This window comes from Umezawaea sp. Da 62-37, from assembly GCF_032460545.1.
Classification (GTDB): Bacteria; Actinomycetota; Actinomycetes; order Mycobacteriales; family Pseudonocardiaceae; genus Umezawaea.
In genome coordinates this window covers 10,252,964-10,271,327 of record NZ_CP135965.1, presented here as the reverse complement: position 1 = coordinate 10,271,327, position 18,364 = coordinate 10,252,964, and the positions used below count along the sequence as shown (strand labels likewise).

Below are 18,364 nucleotides of genomic sequence, written 5' to 3'. Positions count from 1 at the left end.
AGGCTGCCGTACGACCAGAAAGGTGCGACCGACCAATGCGCATTTGCGGGATCAAGGCATCACACGACGGCGGGGTCGCCGTCATCGAGGACGGCCGCCTCCTCTTCAGCTACGAGATCGAGAAGCTGGGGAACGGCGAACGCTACAGCGCCCTGGGAAACCTGGAACGCGTGACCGAAATCCTCGCCGCGGAGGGTCTGTCACCCGCCGACATCGACCAGTTCGTGGTCGACGGCTGGTACACCGAGGACGCCGAGGGCAAGCCCGCCGTCACCGTGGACGCGGGCGGCGTGCCGGTGCGGCTCCGGGTCGCGCCCTACCTCGAGAGCCCCGGCGACGACGGTCCGCTGCAACGCCACACCTTCGACGACCGCGGTTTCGGCGACTACGCCAGCTACACCCACGTCGCCAACCACCTCATCGGCACGTACTGCTCGAGCCCGTTCGCGGCCAGGGGCGAGGACGCGTTCGTCCTGGTCTGGGACGGCATCATCACGCCGCGCCTCTACCTGGTGCGGGCCGCGACCCGCGAGGTGACCTTCGTCGAGGCCCTCATGCCCGTCTACGGAGGCAGCTTCGCGGCGTTCTGCGCGCGGTTCGAGCCGTACCTGTGCGACACCGACGACATGACGTCGGACCGGGCCATCCGCCACCACCTCTCCGTCGCGGGGAAGGCCATGGCCTACGCCGCCAAGGGCCGGGTCGACACCGCCGCCTTCGCCGTCTTCGACGACCTCATGGCCGAGTTCGCCGACATGCCCGTCGACAGGGTGGGGATCCTCGGGGACAAGGTCGCCGCGAACCGGGACGAGCTGATGCCGGGCCTGTCCAACGCGGACCTCATCGCCACCTACCAGGCCTACCTCGGCCACAACCTGCTCGAACGACTCACCTCGGCGGTGCGGAGCCGCTTCCCCGACGGCGCCCACAACCTGGTGCTCGGCGGCGGCTGCGCGCTGAACATCAAGTGGAACACCGCGATCCGGGCAAGCGGGGCCTTCCGGGACGTCTTCGTCCCGCCCTTCCCCAACGACGCGGGGGCGGCGATCGGGACAGCGGCCTGCGAGATGTTCCGGCGCGGCGGGACGGCGCTGGAGTGGGACGTCCACAGCGGACCGCGGACCACCACCGGCACCCTCCCCGACGGGTGGAGCGCACGGCCCTGCGACGAGCGGGAACTGGCCGCCGTCCTGCACACCGAGGACGAGCCGGTGGTCGTCCTGTCCGGCCGGGCGGAGCTGGGCCCGCGCGCCCTGGGCAACCGCAGCATCATCGCGCCCGCGACCAGCACCCGGATGAAGGACCGGCTCAACGACATCAAGAACCGGGCGCAGTACCGGCCCGTCGCGCCCATCTGCCTGGAGGACCGCGCGCCGGAGGTCTTCACCCCCGGCACACCCGATCCCTACATGATCTTCGAGCACCGCATGCGCCCCGGCTGGGCCGAGCGCGTCCCGGCGATCGTGCACCTGGACGGCACCGCCCGGCTCCAGACCATCCCGTCCACCCGCGACACCGCCACGGCGCGCATCCTCGTCGCCTACGCGGAGATCAGCGGCATCCCCCTGCTGTGCAACACCAGCGCGAACCTGGAGGGACGGGGCTTCTTCCCCGACGTCGAGTCGGCGGCCCGGTGGGGCGGGACCCGGTACATCTGGTCGGAGGGGACGCTGTACACGAACCCCGACAGGGGATAGCCGCTTTCCCCCGCCGGAACGGGCGCGGGCTCCTGCCCCGCGCCCGTTTCAGCGCAGCATCCCGGCGACCAGGAACGCCAGTTCGAGCGCCTGGTCGGCGTTGAGGCGCGGGTCGCACGCCGACTCGTAGCCGCGGTGCAGGTCCTCGAGACCCGGCCCGCCACTGCCGCCGACGCACTCGGTCACGTCTTCACCGGTCAGCTCCACGTGCAGGCCGCCCGCGTGGGTGCCGAGCGCCCTGTGCACCTCGATGAACCCCGCCACCTCGTCGAGGACGTCGTCGAAACGCCGGGTCTTGTGCAGGCTGGGCGCCTGGAAGGTGTTGCCGTGCATGGGATCGCTCACCCACACCACCGGCGCGCCCGAGGCGTTGACCTTCTCCACGAGCTCCGGCAGCAGGTCCCGCACCCGGTCGGCCCCCATGCGCACGATGAACGTCAGCCTGCCCGGCCTGCGGTCCGGGTCGAGGCGGTCGACCAGGGCCAGCGCGTGCTCGGGCGTGGTGGCCGGGCCCAATTTCACCGCGACGGGGTTGTCGATGGTCGCGAAGTAGGCCACGTGGGCGCCGTCGAGCTGCCTGGTGCGGTCGCCGATCCACAGCATGTGCCCGCTGCCCGCGTACCGCCGGCCGGAGCGCCGGTCGTGGCGGGTCAGCGCTTCCTCGTAGTCGAGCAGCAGGCCCTCGTGGCTGGCGAAGAACTCCGCCCCACTCGAGTCCATCGAGGACAGTGACAGGTCCGGCAGACCGTGGCCGAGACCCGCGGGCGAGCGGGCGACGAAGGCCTGGTTCCGTTCGCGCAGCCGGCGCGGGTCGTAGGTGTGGGCGCGCAGGACGTCCAACGTGTACCGCGAGGCGTCGTACACGCGGCGCAGCCGGGCCGGATCGGGTCGCCGTTCGGCCGGGGTGGGGTCGATGCCGTTCACGGCGTCGCCCCGGTACACCGGCAGCGTGCGCCCGTCGACGGTCTCGGTCGGCCGGGACCGGGGCTTGGCGTACTGGCCCGCGATCCGGCCCGCGGTGACCACCGGGAGCGCCGAGGCGGACGAGAGGATCACGGACATCTGCTGGAGCAGCACCAGTTTGCGGTGGATCGCCTCCGTCGAGAGGGTGTCGAGGCGTTCGGCGCAGTCACCGCCCTGCAACAGGAACGCCCTGCCGTCCGCGACCCGCGCGAGGCGTGCGGTGAGCGCGTCGCACTCCTCGGGCGCGACCAGCGGGGGCGAGGCCGCCAGGTCCGCCACCACCTCGTCGAGCCGGGCCCGGTCGGGCCACTCCGGTCGCTGGTGGGCGACGAGCGTCCGCCAGTCCGGGGCCGCTTCGACTGCGCCGTCGCTCATCTGACCTCACGATCGCGTGGCTGGACAGGGCGGGTCAGGACCGGTTCACCCGGACCGCCTCGACGAGGTCGTGGCTGATGCCCAGGTCGTCGAGCAGCAGTTGCAGCGGTCCGGTGTCCCGCGCGGGTACGGGCCGGGACGCGGCCCACTCGGCCATCTGGTCGACGCCGATCTCGAAGCCGCCCTGCGCCGCGACGGCCACCCACGGCTCCAGGTCCGCGGAGCGGAACGAGGCCAGGCCGCCGACGAGCGCTTCGCGGAACATCCGCTGCTGCGCGCTGTCCACGCTCCGGTAGAGCGAGCCGCACAACTCGCGGAACACCACCGCGTGGCCGCTCTCGTCCCGCCGGTGCATGTCGGTGGTGATCCGGTTCATCGGCTGGATGTCCTCGGCGGTGGAGAGCCCGGAGAGGAACCCGCTGATCGTCGTCTCGGCGGCCAGGGAGAACGCGATGTCGACGATGTCGCGGTCGAACCCGGACAGCCCGGCCCTGGCCGCGGCCCGGCCCTGGACCACCGACCAGGCGTCCGGCGCGAACCGCACGTCCGCCATGTCGCGCCTGCGGCGGGTGACGCCGACGGCGTTGTTGCACATCAGGATGTGGTAGTGCTCGTCGATGATCGTCTGGTGCAGCGCGTCGACGGCGACGTCGTCGTGGCGGACGGGGATCCGGTCCTGGAGCATCATCCGGCACACCGGCAGGATGATCTCGTCCTCGATGGCCGTGGTCTTGGCGTTGTAGGCGATCCACGCCGCGGACATGATGCGCTCGCGGGCGTCGCGGTCGAGCCGGTCGGCGCCCGGCAGGCTGAACACCGGCACGAGGTGTTCGGGGAAGTCGGGCAGCGCCGCGTCGAAGTGCCCGTCCAGGTCGAGCTCGTCCTTCTTGACGGCCACCCGCTTGCTCCAGCGGCTGGTCAGCTGGACCAGCAGGTCGCGCTCGTACTCGGATCCTTCACGTGCCGCGGTGTCGGGCATCGGAGAACCTCCTTCAGGTGAACAGGGCGGGGACGGCGGGAACGGCGAGCGACTCCAGGCGCGCCTGCCACCGCTCGGCCTCCGCCGCGTCCTCTTCGAGGAACCGGCCCAGTCCCCCGGCGACCGGCCGGATGCCGTGCAGGGCGTTCACCGTCCACACGGGGACGTCCGCCAGCTCCGCCGGGGTGGCGGATTCGGGGACGACCGGCCGACCGGCCAGTTCGCCGAGCAGGGCTCGGGTGACCCCGGACAGCAGTCCGGGGCCGGGCGGTGGACCGCACAGGGCGTCACCGCGCCACCAGACGAGGCTCGTCGTGGATCCTTCGAGCACGTGCCCTCCGGACGAGAGCAGCAGCGCCTCGTCGGCTCCGGCCGCGACCGCGGCGGCGCGCAGGGCGGTCAGGTGGTCCAGGTCGACGCCCTTGACAGCGGGCAGGGTCCGGCGGTCGGGCCCCGAGTCCCACAGCCGGACGGTCGTGGTGCGCGGGGGCGCGGGACGCAGCCACAGGCGCAGCCGCTCGCGGGAACCGGTCTCCACCAGTTCGACGCGGGGGAACCACCGGCCCCGCGCGGGCAACGACTCGGCGACCGCGCGCAGGAACCCGGCCGTTCCCGGTCCGGAGAACCGGGAGCAGGCTTCACCGAAGCGCCGGGCGTGCCGGTCGAGTCCCCGCACCCGCCCCTCGTCCACGAGCCACGAGTCGATGACCCGCACCGTCCCGCTCCCGTCGGAGGGCGACCACCCGTCGTCGTCCCACCACCGACGACCGGGTTCGACGTCCGCTCCGCGCCTGCCGCCGACGCTCATCGCTGGGAGCCGCCCGCGTCCGACACGGCGGGCGCACGCCAGGCGCGCAGCGACGCCGCCGCCTTGAGCAGCATCTCCTCGTACTCCTCCTGGGCGTCGGAGTCGAGCACGATCGCCCCGCCCGCGCCGATGGTCAACCGGTCGCCGACGCGGACCGCGGTGCGGATCACGATGTTCAGGTCGGTGGCGCCGGAGAGGCCGAAGTAGCCGAGGGTGCCGGAGTACACGCCCCTGGCCTCGGTCTCCAGGCTGTCGATGATCTCCATGGTGCGCAGCTTCGGCGCACCGGTCATCGAGCCGCCGGGGAAGCACTGCCGGACGCAGTCCATCGCGCTGACCCCGTCCTTGAGCCTGCCGTGGACGGTGGAGACCAGCTGGTGCACGGTCTGGTAGCTCTCGACGGCCAGGTACGGGTCGACGTCGATGCTGCCCACCTCGCACACCCGGCCGAGGTCGTTGCGCAGCAGGTCGACGATCATCAGGTTCTCGGCCTGCGTCTTGGCGCTGGAGGCCAGGGTCGCGGCGATCTCGGCGTCGCGCACGGGGTCGGCGTCGCGGGCGGCGGTGCCCTTGATCGGTTTGCTGGTGACCGTGCGGTCCCGCTCGACGCGCAGGAAGCGCTCCGGCGACGAGCAGAAGACCGTGACGTCGCCGAGGCGCACCAGCGCGGCGTACGGCGCCGGGTTCTCCCGGCGCAGCCGCCGGTAGAAGGAGGTGTCGTCGTCGTGGAACGGCAGGTGCAGCTTGTCGGTCAGGCAGATCTCGTAGCTCTCGCCCAGGTTCAGCTGCCGCCCGCACTCCTCGATGTCGGCCAGGTACTGGTTCCGGCCGCGGACCAGGTACTCCTCGGCGTCCGGGGGCGGGCCCGACGCCGGAACGCCGACCGGCTCGTCGTCGACCGGGCGCAGACCCACCAGTTCCGCGGACGTCCGGTCCACCCACTCCTGCGCGTCGCGCGCGGTGCGCCCGTCGTGCACGGCCACCAGGTAGGTCAGTCCCTCCCGGTGGTCGAACGCGATGACGCGATCCGCGAACATCCAGGCGGCGTCGGGTGTTTCGGCGCTGTGGCGGGCCTCGGCCCCGCATTCGGCCTTCAGCTCGTAGCCGAAGTAGCCCACGTAGCCGCCAGTGAAGTTGAACGGCAGGTCCGATTCGGGCACCCGCCGATCCCGCAGCCGTTGCTCCAGCACGTCGAACACGTTGCCGGGGACGACGTGGGCGCCGTCGGCGTCGCGCACCTGGACCGCCCCGCTGCCGGTGCGGTAGGTCAGCACCTCGCTGAGCGGTCCCGACGTGTCACCGAGGAACGAGAACCGGGACAGGCCCTCCTCCACCCTGCTGCTGTCCAGCCAGAAGCAGTGCTCCTTGTCGGCGAACAGCTCCAGGAAGACGGCCTCCGCGTCGGCGTCGGTCCGCACGACCCCGCTCACGATGCCCAGTTCCGCGGGCGTGCCGGGGGCGTCGTCGCGCGATGCGCCCGCGGTCCCGGTGACGGTGATCGACGGCCGCTGTCCGCGCCGCGTCCGGGTCAGGTCGGCGAAGTTCCGCAGGATCTCGCCGCCGTACTGGGAGGCGACCGACTCGGGGTGGAACTGCACGCCCCACTGCGGCCGGTCGCGGTGGCGCAGCGCCATGAGCACGCCGTCGTCCGCCCACGCCGTGGCGACGAGCTCCTCGGGCAGCGGCTCCTCGACGCACAGCGAGTGGTAGCGGACCGCGACGAACTCGCGCGGAACGCCCGCGAACAGCGGATCGCCCTCGTGGGAGACCTTGGCCAGGTGCCCGTGCCTCGGTTCGGGCGCGGCGACCACCGACGCCCCGGCCAGGTGCGCGATCGTCTGGTGTCCGAAGCAGACACCCAGCACCGGCAACTCGGTGCGGCGCAGCAGATCGCCGACGAGACCGATGTCGCGGGCGTGCTGCGGGCGGCCGGGGCCCGGTGAGACGACGATGTTGTCGACGTCCTCCGGCAGCGGACCGGACAGCAACGGGTCGTCGTTCACCACGACGACCGGTTCCCTGCCGTTGATCCCGGCGATCAGCTGGTACAGGTTGAAGGTGTACGAGTCGTAGTTGTCCACCAGCAGTGTGCGCGTCATGGGCCGGCCAGGGTCTTCGCGAGAGCCCGGACGTCGCCCGGCTCCAGGGTGATCCCGAAGACCTCCTCGGGAGCGGACAGCGCCTCGGCCTCGTCGAGTTCGCGGGACGTCTCGGGCTCTCCCGGCCGGATCTCGGTGAGCACGTTGCCGACGAGGAGGTGCCGCACCTCGGGCCGCGTGCGCTGCAGGACCATCCGGCGGTTGAAGGGCGAGCGCGGGTGCGTGAGGCAGAAGTGGTTGAGCAGCTCGAAGTCCGACGGGTAGCGCACGTCCGTGGTGAAGCCGTAGACCTCCATCGGTCCCTCCGGCCGCAGGAACCGCATCACCTGCTCACCGGTCGGCTCCCGCACGAGGTCGAACGACCAGTCGCCGTCCAGCCGCGAGCCGTCCTCGAGCCGCATCGGCTCGTGCAGCCCGTAGGCGCCGAAGCTCACGTCGTGGATCCAGCGTTCGCCGTCCAGCTCCACGCACAGGGCCACGTGCAGGGCGGGCCCGAACTTCTTCCCGGTGCGGCTGCGCGTCCTGCCCGCGAACGCGGTGAACGTGAACCCGATGCGGTCCAGCACGGCGGCCGTCAGCACGACCTGCTCCAGGCACCAGCCTCCGCGGCCCTGCCGCAGGATCTTCTCCTGGACGCTGTCCAGGTCCAGCGGCACCTCCGTGCGCCCGAGCAGCGGGTCGAGGTTGTCGAAGGGGATCGCGTCGACGTGGGCGACGTGCAGGGCCCGGAGCGTGGCGAGGTCCGGGGCCACGTCGCCGTGGTGGCCCACGCGGGTCAGGTAGGCGTCCAGGTCGACGCCTCCGCCCTGCCACATCGAGCCGCTCATGTGAACTGCCCGGCGATCACGGCCGCGAGAACGATCCAGCCGTAGTAGGTGTTGGCGACGAAGGTGTCCCAGCACGCCTTCGGGTCGTCCAGGTCCACCCGGAAGACCAGGTAGGACAGGTAGAGCGCCGCCAGCACCACGGTCGCGTAGAACGCCCACCCGATCGGCGTGAGCGAACCGGCCCACACCACACCCGCGACGCTGAGGACGATGAACACCGACAGCCACGCCTTGGTGGACCCGCCGAACAGCAGGGCGGACGACTTGACCCCGATCTCGCGGTCGGACTCCTTGTCCTGGTGGGAGTAGATCGCGTCGTGGATCATGGTCCAGAAGATCCCGGCCGCGTACAGGCCGTACACCGGGAGCGGGTAGTCGGCGTTCCCGGTCGCCGCCGTCCAGCCGACGAACACGTAGGTGCTCATCACCAGCCCGAGGAAGGCCGAGGGCCAGACGAAGAAGCGCTTCATGAAGGGGTAGGCGACGATCAACGGGTACGTGGCCAGTGCGACCAGGGCCGTCTCGACGTTCGCCACCGCGAGGACCAGCAGCGCGGCGAAGGCCTGCGCGGCGGCCCAGAGGATCCCGTTGCGGACGCTGATCGTCCCCGCCGCGACAGGCCTCCCCACGGTGCGGGAGACGCGCGCGTCGATCTCCTTGTCGGTGACGTCGTTGCTCGCGCAGGCGAAGCCGCGGATCAGCACCGCGGCGACCACGACAGCCGCCACCGACAGCAGGTCCGGCCGCTTCCCGGAGGCGAACACGACGGCCCACAGCCCCGGAAGCAGGTAGAGGACGTACCCCGTGGGCCTGTCCAGTCTCATCAGCAGGAGGTAGGAGCGGATCGAGTCCGGGCTCTTCGTCACGACGCCCGCGGATATCTTGTGCAGCATCAGGATCCAATCACCATGTCACCGGAAGTTGGACCAACCCGCCGATCAGCGTGTCGTCGCGCAGCCCCAGCTCGTCCACGCCGACGGCCAGGCGCATGGTCGGGAAGCGCGCGACGAGCTGGGTGATCGCCACCTGCAGCTGCGTCCGCGCCAGCGCCGCGCCCACGCAGTGGTACGCGCCGTACCCGAACGCGAGGCTGTCCGCGGTGTCGCGCGCGACGTCGACCCGGCAGGGGCCTTCGAAGGCCGCCTCGTCCTGGTTGGCCGCGATGATGTTCAGCATCACGAAGTCGCCCGCCCGGATCGCGGCCCCGTCGATCTCGAAGTCGGTCACCGCGTAGCGGGGCATGCCGCCGTTGTGCGGGTTCGGCATCGACAGCCGCAGGGTCTCCTCGACGGCGGCGGGGACGAGGGCGGGGTCGTCCACCAACGCCCGCCACTGCTCGGGGTCGGACAGCAGCAGCAACGCGCAGGTGCCGATCCGGGCCACCGTGGTCTCGTAGCCACCGAACAGCAGCAACGCCGTCAGCCCGAGGACCTCGCTGTCCTCGATGCCCTCGGTCGCGCAGATCCTGGAGATCGCGTCGTCGCCCGGATTCCGCCGCTTGTCGGCGACGAGCTGCCTGCAGTAGCCGAACAGCCCGCCCAGGCCCTGCTTGGACCTGACCGGGTCGCCGATGTTGGCGGCGTCCTGGGTCCAGCCGCCGAACCGGTCCTTGTCCTCCTGCGGCACGCCCAGCCACTCGCACATCACCTGGATGGGCAGCGACACCGCCAACGCCCGGACCAGGTCCACCGGCGGCTCCTGCCCTGCGAGCCGGTCCAGGAGCTGCCCGGTGACCTTTTCGACGTAGGGCCGCAGCGCCAGCATCCGCTCGGGTGAGAAGTGCGGTTCCAGCAGCGCGCGCAACCGGGCGTGGTCGGTGGCGAAACCGCCCAGCAGGGAGGCGAGGAGCGCCGACCCGCTGTTCTTCGCCGCGGCCTCCGGATCGGGGTTCGAGCGGCTGAGCCGGTCGTCGTCGAGCAGCTGCCTCACCCTGGCGTGACCGGTGACCAGCCACGCCTCGTCACCGTCGGGGGTGCGGACCCGGTGCACCGATCCCCGTGACTGGAGCGTGCGCAGCCCCGGCGCGAGTTGGAGCACGTTCGCCTGCTCGAACGGCAGTTGAACCGGGGTACTCACTGACGACCTCCGTCGGATCGGGGTTCGGACCGCCTTGTCGAAGGCGATCACGTCGTACCGGCGCTCATCGCATCGGCGGGTCACGGGTCATGCCGTGCGGTTGACGATGCGATCGAACAGGACGGTCACCTCGGAGGTCGCCGCCGGGGACAGCGCGGCTCGTCCGAGGTGCTCCAGGGCCGTGTCGAGATGGCCGCGGGACAGCTGTTCGGCCAGGTGGCGGCCGCCTGCCTCCTCGGTGAGGTCGGCCATCTCCTGGAGGTGCGCCGCCGCGGTGCCGTCGGCGCGCCACAGCCCGCGCAGCCGCTCGCTGACCGGGCTGCCCGCGGACAGCGCCGCCAGCACCGGGAGGGACGGGTTGCGCCGCCGGATGTCGCCCCGGACGGGTTTGCCGGTCACCGCCGGATCGCCCCAGATGTCCTCGACGTCGTTGAAGATCTGGAAGGCCAGGCCCAGGTGCCTGCCCGCGCCGCGCAGGGCGACCAGGACGTGCTCCGGTCTGCCGGCCCGCAGCGCGGGTGTCACCAGCGCGCACTCCAGCAGCGCGGACGTCTTCTCCTCCACGATCCGGTTGTACTCAGCGATGCTCGCGCCCGGACCCAGCCGGACGGTGAACTCGCGGGACTGGCCCGCGAGGACCAGGCGGAGGGCTTCGGCGAACGCGCTGGAGATCTCCGCGCGGCCGGGGCCTGGGTCGTCGACGACCACCTGCATGCCGAGGGCCTGCAACGCGTCCCCCGCCAGGATGGCCAGGTCGGCGCCGAACACCTTCCACGCGGCCGGGCGGCCGCGGCGCAGCTCGTCGCCGTCGATGATGTCGTCGTGGATCAGGGTCGAGTTGTGCAGCAGCTCCAGCGCCGCCGCCTGGGCCCGGACGTCCTCCGGCCGCAGGCCGACTCCCCCGGCCGTCGCCGTCATGAGGGCGGCGCGGGTCAGCTTGCCGCTCGCCGCACCGCTGGGATCACCGTGCTCGTCGGTGAAGCCGAGGTGGTAGGAGCAGATCCGCGCCAGGGTCGGCTCCAGCGCGGACACCTGCTGCCGCACGACGGGCAGCACCGCGGACCGCACCGTCCTCGGCGACAGGAGGGCCTGGAGCCCGGTCGACGGGGTGTCGAGTGTGCTCATCGGGATTCTCCTCCGGTGGTCGCACGACTTCCCGATTCCTGGTCGGACCCGCGCACACGGCGTTCGTGAATTGAACACGAATCGCCCGACATCACCACGGGCGACTCCCGGTCTGCGTGCAATCCGAATCTCGGGTGATGCCGGATTATTTGTGCGGTAGTCCCGACCAGTATCCTGAACGACCCGCCCTTGCCGTGTCAACGACGTGGCGTGAGCAGGCTCGACTTTAGGAAAAACCCCAAAGAAGGCGGCGTAAAGCCAGGATTGGACTATTCTGCTGATTGGTGGTTGCCGGGCGGCACCAGGCCGTGTTCGAGTCCGGCCGCACCACGGGCCGGCCGCACCGGGGCCGCCGAACAACTCCCCGGCCGAGTGGGCCCGCCTCGGCTCGGCAGGCCGAGCGATATCGCACGACACCACTGATCAGCACCAGGAATGGTCCACTGGAAGCTTGAGAGGCGAAATGGCTATGTCGACCGATTCCGGGCAATTGCGTGAAGGCAGGCCGTTCGACCCGTACGGCGCGCATCGCGACGACCCGTACTCATTCCTGGCAGGCGTCGGAGATGCGGAGCCGGTGTTCTACGCCCCTTTGCTCGGCGCGTGGTGCGTCACCCGGCGCGAGGACATGGTCGCCGTGCTGCGGGACGACCGGAGCTTCTCGGCGCGCGACCACAACCCCCGTCCCGCGGTCGCGCTGCCCGAGGACGTGAGCCGGATGTTCCGCACCTGGCGCGGCTCCGACGCGGTGGCCGTCGGCTCGCTCGACCCTCCCGAGCACGCCAGGATCAGGGACGTGCTCAACGCCGGGTTCACCCCGGCCAGGGTCAGGGCGTTCGAACCCGCGATCCGCGGGATCGCCACCGACCTCGTCGAGCGCGCCGCGGTCGCGGAGGAGTTCGACGTCATCTCGGCGTTCGCCGTCCCGTACGCCCTGGAGGTGATCTGCCGGCGCCTCGGGGTCCCGGACGAGTACCTCGACCGCTGCCGCACGTGGTCCGAGCAGCGCATCGAACTCATGATGCTCCAGCGCGACGCGGATCCGGACCGGCTGCGCGAGAACGCCCGCGGGCTGATGGACTTCGGGGAGTTCGCCCGTTCGATCGCGCGGGAACGGCTGGCCTCGCCGCGGGACGACCTGATCAGCGAGCTGCTCCACGACGGCAAGGCCGGCCAGACGCTCACCGCCGACGAGGTTTCCGTCCAGATCCCCACGCTGATCTTCGCGGGGCACATGACCTGCGCCGAAGCGCTTGGCACGATCCTCTACCAGCAGCTCCGGTCCCCCGGCGGCTGGGCCGAGGTCGTCGACGGGAAGATCGACACGCGGGACCTCGTCGAGGAGGGGCTGCGGTTCGACAGCCCGTTGGCGGGCATGTACCGGACCGCGACCCGCGACGTGGTGGTCGGCGACGTCCACCTGGCCGAGGGGAGCAGGCTGCTCCTGCTGTACGGGGCGGCGGGCCGGGACAGCCGCGCCCACGCGTGCCCGGCCGCGTTCAGCCCCGGCAGCCGGTCCGCCACGCACCTCGCGTTCGGGCACGGCATCCACTTCTGCCTCGGAGCCGGGTTCGCCCGCGCGGAACTGGAGATCGCGGTGCAGGCCATCGCCGCCAGGCTGCCGGGTCTCACCCTGGCGCCGGGGCAGCGGCCGCACCACCGGCCGGTGTTCCCGCTCCGGGCGTTGACCGAGTTGCGGGTGCGGCACTGAGGACGGACGTCCGGGCGGTCGCGTGAACGCCTTCCACCCCCTGATCGCCGGTCGGCCGGCGCGCAGGGGGTGGAACGCTGTGGTGACCACTTCGTCGGGGTTCACGCGACCTGACGCCACATGCCCTTGGCCCGCGCCAGGACGTGGCGCGGGCCAAGGGCATGTGCGGCGGGCAGGTCGACACCTCCGTGCGGGCGCCGCCGAGCCGAGGGGCGGGCTACGCGCGGACCGCGGTCAGGAAGACGTAGCCGCTCTCCGGGATCGCCCCGAACCTGCGCACGAAGTGGATGAGCGAAGCGGCCTGCTCCGCGCCGACCAGGTCGACCAGCTTGTCGCTGACGGTCTCGAAGGCGTCGGCCATGAGCCCGAGGGTGCGGATGACGTTGTCGGTGATGTCCCGGATCTCCACGTCGACGAAACCGTTGGCGGCCAACGCCGTCCGGTACTCGTCGATGGTGCCCAGGGAGCGCACCGCGTAGTTCTCGCAGATGTGGTCCAGGACCACCTGCCCCTCGGAGGTGATCGGGTCGCGCTGGATGACGTCGGCGATGGCGAGGCGGCCGCCGGGGCGCAGGACGCGGGCGGCCTCGGAGAGCACCTGGCCGCGGTCGGGCATGTGCCACATGGACTCGAACGCCCAGGCCGCGTCGAACGAGCCGTCGGGGAAGGGCATGTCCATCGCGTCCGCGAACTGGAACGTGGCCCGGTCGGCGAGCCCGGCCTCGGCCGCGAGCGCCGTGGCGTCCGCCACCTGGATGTGGCTGACGGTGATGCCGACCACGTTCACGTCGCTGGTGCGGATGAGCCGTTGCGCGGGATTGCCGATGCCGCAGCCGATGTCCAGGACCCGCTGGCCCGCCTTCGCGTCGAGACCCGAGATCATCAGGTCGGTCAGGCGGTCCGTGGCCACCTCGACGGAGCTGTCGTCGGCGTCGTCCTCCCAGTAGCCGTAGTGGATGTTGGGGCCCCACACGGAACCGTAGATCCGACCGAACCCGTCGTAGACGTTGCGGACGTCGTTGTGGGCGGGAGACTGCTCGACCGTCATGGGGAACTCCGTATCGTTGTGGAGGTCGACCGCGGACCACGTGCCGGGAACGCCCCTCAGCGGTCACGTCGAAAGGCGGGGGAACCCGCTGCCTCGACTTCGGGGGGAACCCCGAAGAAGGCGGCGCAAAGCCCGGAGTGGACTGTTCTGCGGATTGGTGGCCGCCGCGGGACGCCGACGCCGTGTTCGAGTCCGGCTGTTGGACGGGCGTCCGGCGGCAGTCCGCGCAGGCGCTCGACTGGGCGACCCCGGCCGAGCGCCTGCGTGGTCTACTGGAGGCCGCGCGGGCCATCGGGTGTTGCGAGGACGTCGGGAATCAGCCGACGTGGAGAATCCCGTCGCGTTTCACCCCATTCATCGCTCACTTCAGCTCGAAGCGCAGGAAGCCCAGCTGCAAGCCCCCTGCTTTCCATTCGGCGCCAAGTGCCTGGTTCGCCATCAGGGAGATCCTCATCTGCCTGCGTTCGACCGCCGAAAGGCCGTTGTCGCCGTCCAGCACCGCCTTCGTCCAAGCGGCGCTCTCGTCCCAGAACGGCGCGGTCTCCGACGTGGCGTCGACCTCGTCGACCAGTTCGAAACCCGCGGCCCGCGCGGCTTCCGCGTAGTCGAGCACCGAGACCGGTTTCGTGTAGAAGTACTCGGCCCACACATCGGCCCCGTGGGGGCCCGTGGTGAACACCTCCTCGACGCACACGCTCCCGCCGGGGCGGAGCACGCGCGAGAGGCGCTCGAACCACTGGGGGCGGTTGAAGTAGCCGCTGCTCTCGATCGCCACCGCCGCGTCGTAGGGGCCGTCCAGGGGCAGGTGCATCGCGTCGGAGATCCGCGATCGGACCTTGCCCTCCAGGCCGCATTCACGCGCGAACCCGTCGACGATCGGCGCGTGCTCCGGCGCGTTGGTCACCGCCGTCACGTCGGCGCCGTACTCCTGCGCCCAGAAGAGCGAGCCGCCGCCGAGGCCGCAGCCGACGTCCAGGATCCTCCCCGACAGCCGGTGCTCGGCGCCCCAGATCTTGGCCGCGTACCGCAGCAGGCCCTCCTGGTGGAGCCGGATGCTGCCGCGGATGGAATCGGCCGTCGCACCTTCGGCGTGCCGGGGCGTTTCGGAGGACGGGTAGTGGCCTACGTGGTAGTGGATCCTGGGGCCGGGCCCGTATTTGCGAATGAGCTTGGCCGTTTTTTCGTCGTAGTACTGGCCGACCAGCTTCACCTCATCCTGAGGGTCCAGCACCGTTCGAGATGAGCTTGAGACTTCATCCACATTTGACACGATCACTTCTCCAGGACTCGGATGCCGACGACGTTGGTGTATGGCCTGCGTTGGTCGTTACGCTGTGCTCGTAATGATTTTGGCGAGGATACGTGGTTTCACAAGGATCGCCGGACCGGATTCCTCGCAAACAGCGCCTCGTTCGACGTGCAGAGCCGCCCTCATGATCCGGAATCTTGAGTCGCCCCGAAATCGAGTTGCGGCTATCGGATTCCATCCTGGGGGACAGCCCTGGTCGTGTCAACGACGCGGCGCGAGTGGGCTCGACTTTAGGAAAAACCCCAAAGAAGACCGTGTAAAGCCCGGACTGGACTATTCTGCTGATTGGTGGCTGCTGCGCGACACCAAAGCCGTGTTCGAGTCCGGCCATTAAGCGGCGCCGATGGCGGACAAGACCTCCTGAGAAGGACCCGGTTCTACCGGCCGGCGTGGACGCCCTGTTCGGCGACGCCAGGCCGGGCGTTCCGAAGCGGACGTCATGGCGCGGAACGGAGTGGGAATGAGTGGCGGTAAGCAGGTCCTGCTGGCCGAGCCCCGGAGCCTGTGCGCCGGTGTGCGCCGGGCGATGGCCATCATCGACCTCGCGCTGGAACAGCACGGCGCGCCGATCTACGTCCGCAAGGAGATCGTGCACAACCACCACGTGGTGGCCGAGTTCCAGCGCCGGGGTGTCCGGTTCGTCGACTCCGAGGAGGAGGTGCCGGAGGGCGCGGTGTGCGTCTTCTCCGCGCACGGCGTGTCCCCGCAGGTGCGGCGGAACGCGGACGCGCGCGGGCTGGACGTGCTCGACGCGACCTGTCCGCTGGTGGCCAAGGTGCACCAGGAGGCGCTCCGGTTCGCCAGGGACGGGCGGACGCTGCTGCTGGTCGGGCACGCCGACCACGAGGAGGTCGAGGGCACCTTCGGGCACGCTCCCGACCGGACGATCATCGTCGGGACGGTCGCCGACGCGGAGGCGCTGGACCTTCCCCCCGACGCGCCGGTCGCCTACCTCACCCAGACCACGCTCTCGGTGGACGAGACCAAGGAGGTCATCGCCGTGCTCCGGCGCAGGTTCACCGACCTGCGCGGGCCCGCCACCGACGACATCTGCTTCGCCAGCCAGAACCGCCAGGACGGCATCAGGGCCGTCGTGGGCCGGTGCGACCTGGTGCTGGTGGTCGGGTCGACCAACTCCAGCAACTCCATCCGGATGGTCGAGGTGGCGCGCAGGCTCGGCGGCCGGGCCGAGCTGGTGCCGGACGTGACCCACTTCGACCCCGCGTGGCTGACCGGCGTGGGCACGGTCGGCGTGAGCGCCGGGGCGAGCGCGCCGGAGATCCTCGTGGACCAGCTGCTCGACCGGCTCGCCGAACTGGGCTACGCGGACACCTCCGTGGAACGGGTGGCGACCGAGGACGTCGTGTTCTCCCCGCCCTCGCGGCTGACCGGAGCGGCGGACGCGCCGTGACCGACCGAGACCGGGCGACCGCGGCCGCCCACCACACCCGGTGAGGAGCACTGTTCGACATGGCGCTGCTGGAAACCGTGCGCGGCCCGGCGCGGCTGCGTGAGCTGACCGCGGGAGAGCTCCGCGACCTCGCCGGGGAGATCCGCGCGTTCCTGGTCGAGCGGGTCTCCGCGGCCGGCGGGCACCTCGGGCCCAACCTGGGCGTGGTGGAGCTGACCATCGCGCTGCACACGGTGTTCGAGTCCCCGCGCGACCGGTTGCTCTGGGACACCGGGCACCAGTCCTACGTGCACAAGATCCTCACGGGCCGCCAGGCCGGGTTCGACCGGCTGCGCAAGTCGGACGGGCTCTCCGGCTACCCGAGCCGGGAGGAGTCCGAGCACGACCTGGTGGAGAACTCGCACGCGTCCACCGCCCTGTCCTACGCGGACGGGCTGGCCAGGGCGGACGCCCACCTCGGCCGCCGCGACCGGGCGACCGTCGCGGTCATCGGCGACGGCGCGATGACCGGCGGCATGGCCTGGGAAGCGCTCAACAACATCGCGGGCGGTCCGGAGCGGCCCCTCGTCATCGTGCTCAACGACAACCAGCGGTCCTACGCGCCGACCGTCGGCGGACTGGCCGAGCACCTGGCCGACCTGCGCGCCGGTCGCGGACCCGGCGTGTTCGGACAACTCGGGCTCGGCTACCTCGGCCCCGTCGACGGTCACGACATCCCCGCCGTCCAGGACGCCCTGCGCCACGCGGTCGCGCTGGGCAGGCCGGTGGTGGTGCACGTGATCACCGCCAAGGGCAAGGGGTACCGGCACACCGAGGCCAACGACCTCGACCTCGGCCACGCCGTCAAACCGATGGACCCGCGCACCGGACGGGCGCTGAAGGCGTCGCCCCCGTCGTTCACGTCGGTGTTCGGCGAGGAGCTGGTGGAACTGGCCGAGCGGCGCGACGACCTGGTGGCGATCACGGCCGCGATGACCGAGCCGACCGGGCTCCTGCCGCTGCGGCGCAGGTTCCCGCACCGGGTGATCGACGTCGGCATCGCCGAGCAGCACGCGGTCACGATGGCCGCCGGGTTGTCCATGGGCGGCGTGCACCCGGTGGTGGCCATCTACTCCACGTTCGTCAACCGCGCGCTCGACCAGCTGCTCATGGACGTCGCGCTGCACCGCCGCCCGGTGACGTTCGTCCTCGACCGGTCCGGGGTGACCGGCGACGACGGGCCGAGCCACAACGGCAAGTGGGACCTGTCGGTGCTGCAGGTGGTGCCGGGACGGCGGATCGCGGCGCCGCGGGACGGCGCCCGGCTGGCCGAACTGCTGGCCGAAGCCGTGGCGTGGCGAGGAGGTCCGACCGTGCTGCGGTTCCCCAAGGGCCCCGCCGGTGACGACCTGCCCGCCATCGCCGCGTTCAACGGGATCGACGTGCTGCGCCGCTCCGGCCCACTGGACGTCCTGATCATCGCGGTGGGCGCGCTCGCCGGGCTCGCGCTCGCCGTCGCCGACGGTGTGCGGGCGCGGGGCGTCGGGGTGACGGTGGTGGACCCGAGGTGGGTCACCCCGGTCAACACCGCGCTGGCGGACCTGGCCCGCCGCCACCGGCTCGCGATCACGGTCGAGGACAACAGCCGCGCGGGCGGTGTCGGTTCCGCGATCGCGCAGGCGCTGCGGGACGCCGACGTGCGCACCCCGCTGCGCGAGTTCGGCATCCCGAGGCGGTTCCTCGACCACGGGTCCAGGGCCGAGGTGCTCGCCGCGTGCGGGCTGACCGCGCAGGACGTCACCGGCGCCGTGGTGGGACTGCTGGCCGGCCTCGACACCGAACCGGCAGGCATCGACGACCTCGACACCCGGCCCGTCCACGCGGTGGAGGAACGATGACCGCCGCCGGTTCGGGAACGCCCTCGCCGCGCGATGCCGGGTCGCTGGTGGAGGTCGGC

The 18,364-nt window shown here is 71.3% G+C and carries 14 protein-coding genes; 4 read left to right on the top strand and 10 right to left on the bottom strand.

Annotated features, from left to right (window positions below):
• The first annotated feature begins 35 nt into the window (after positions 1 to 35).
• A complete protein-coding gene (locus RM788_RS46205; RefSeq protein WP_315927221.1) occupies positions 36 to 1,697 on the top strand; it encodes a carbamoyltransferase N-terminal domain-containing protein in 1,662 nt (553 codons plus the stop codon).
• 48 nt (positions 1,698 to 1,745) lie between these two features.
• On the opposite strand, the gene RM788_RS46200 is transcribed toward RM788_RS46205, so the two are convergent.
• The 8 genes from RM788_RS46200 to RM788_RS46165 form a co-directional block, all read right to left on the bottom strand.
• Positions 1,746 to 3,035, bottom strand: a complete 1,290-nt coding sequence (locus RM788_RS46200) for a 3-deoxy-7-phosphoheptulonate synthase class II (protein ID WP_315927219.1) — start codon at positions 3,033 to 3,035, stop codon at positions 1,746 to 1,748.
• Positions 3,036 to 3,069: 34 nt separating this feature from the next.
• Positions 3,070 to 4,014, bottom strand: coding sequence for an AurF N-oxygenase family protein (locus tag RM788_RS46195; protein ID WP_315927217.1), 945 nt, complete (start codon positions 4,012 to 4,014; stop codon positions 3,070 to 3,072).
• Between the two features lie 13 nt (positions 4,015 to 4,027).
• Complete coding sequence (locus RM788_RS46190; protein WP_315927215.1) at positions 4,028 to 4,822, bottom strand: aminotransferase class IV; 795 nt, start codon at positions 4,820 to 4,822, stop codon at positions 4,028 to 4,030.
• Complete coding sequence (gene pabB, locus RM788_RS46185; protein WP_315927213.1) at positions 4,819 to 6,921, bottom strand: aminodeoxychorismate synthase component I; 2,103 nt, start codon at positions 6,919 to 6,921, stop codon at positions 4,819 to 4,821. The genes RM788_RS46190 and pabB overlap by 4 nt, the downstream gene beginning before the upstream one ends.
• Entirely contained in the window at positions 6,918 to 7,748 is an 831-nt protein-coding gene (locus tag RM788_RS46180) for an arylamine N-acetyltransferase family protein (protein WP_315927211.1), read from the bottom strand. Before RM788_RS46180 ends, pabB begins: the two co-directional genes overlap by 4 nt.
• Positions 7,745 to 8,641 (bottom strand): UbiA family prenyltransferase, encoded by an 897-nt coding sequence (locus RM788_RS46175; protein WP_315927209.1) that lies wholly within the window; start codon positions 8,639 to 8,641, stop codon positions 7,745 to 7,747. Before RM788_RS46175 ends, RM788_RS46180 begins: the two co-directional genes overlap by 4 nt.
• Positions 8,642 to 8,651: 10 nt before the next feature.
• Positions 8,652 to 9,824, bottom strand: a complete 1,173-nt coding sequence (locus tag RM788_RS46170; RefSeq protein ID WP_315927207.1) for a cytochrome P450 — start codon at positions 9,822 to 9,824, stop codon at positions 8,652 to 8,654.
• An 87-nt stretch (positions 9,825 to 9,911) separates the two neighbouring features.
• Positions 9,912 to 10,949: a polyprenyl synthetase family protein gene (locus RM788_RS46165; RefSeq protein WP_315927205.1), complete on the bottom strand. Its 1,038-nt coding sequence runs from the start codon at positions 10,947 to 10,949 to the stop codon at positions 9,912 to 9,914.
• Between the two features lie 469 nt (positions 10,950 to 11,418).
• Between RM788_RS46165 and RM788_RS46160 the strand changes: the two genes are divergently transcribed.
• Positions 11,419 to 12,660 (top strand): cytochrome P450, encoded by a 1,242-nt coding sequence (locus RM788_RS46160; protein WP_315927203.1) that lies wholly within the window; start codon positions 11,419 to 11,421, stop codon positions 12,658 to 12,660.
• A 217-nt stretch (positions 12,661 to 12,877) separates the two neighbouring features.
• Here the strand turns inward: RM788_RS46160 and RM788_RS46155 are convergent, their stop codons facing one another.
• On the bottom strand, positions 12,878 to 13,708 hold the full coding sequence (locus tag RM788_RS46155; RefSeq protein WP_315927201.1) for a methyltransferase domain-containing protein: 831 nt from the start codon (positions 13,706 to 13,708) through the stop codon (positions 12,878 to 12,880).
• Between the two features lie 361 nt (positions 13,709 to 14,069).
• Positions 14,070 to 14,939, bottom strand: a complete 870-nt coding sequence (locus RM788_RS46150; RefSeq protein WP_315927200.1) for a methyltransferase domain-containing protein — start codon at positions 14,937 to 14,939, stop codon at positions 14,070 to 14,072.
• A gap of 538 nt (positions 14,940 to 15,477) precedes the next feature.
• On the opposite strand from RM788_RS46150, the gene ispH reads away from it, so the two are divergent.
• Positions 15,478 to 16,428 (top strand): 4-hydroxy-3-methylbut-2-enyl diphosphate reductase, encoded by a 951-nt coding sequence (gene ispH, locus RM788_RS46145; RefSeq protein WP_315927199.1) that lies wholly within the window; start codon positions 15,478 to 15,480, stop codon positions 16,426 to 16,428.
• Positions 16,429 to 16,487: 59 nt separating this feature from the next.
• Positions 16,488 to 18,305, top strand: a complete 1,818-nt coding sequence (locus tag RM788_RS46140; RefSeq protein ID WP_315927198.1) for a 1-deoxy-D-xylulose-5-phosphate synthase — start codon at positions 16,488 to 16,490, stop codon at positions 18,303 to 18,305.
• Positions 18,306 to 18,364: the final 59 nt, after the last annotated feature.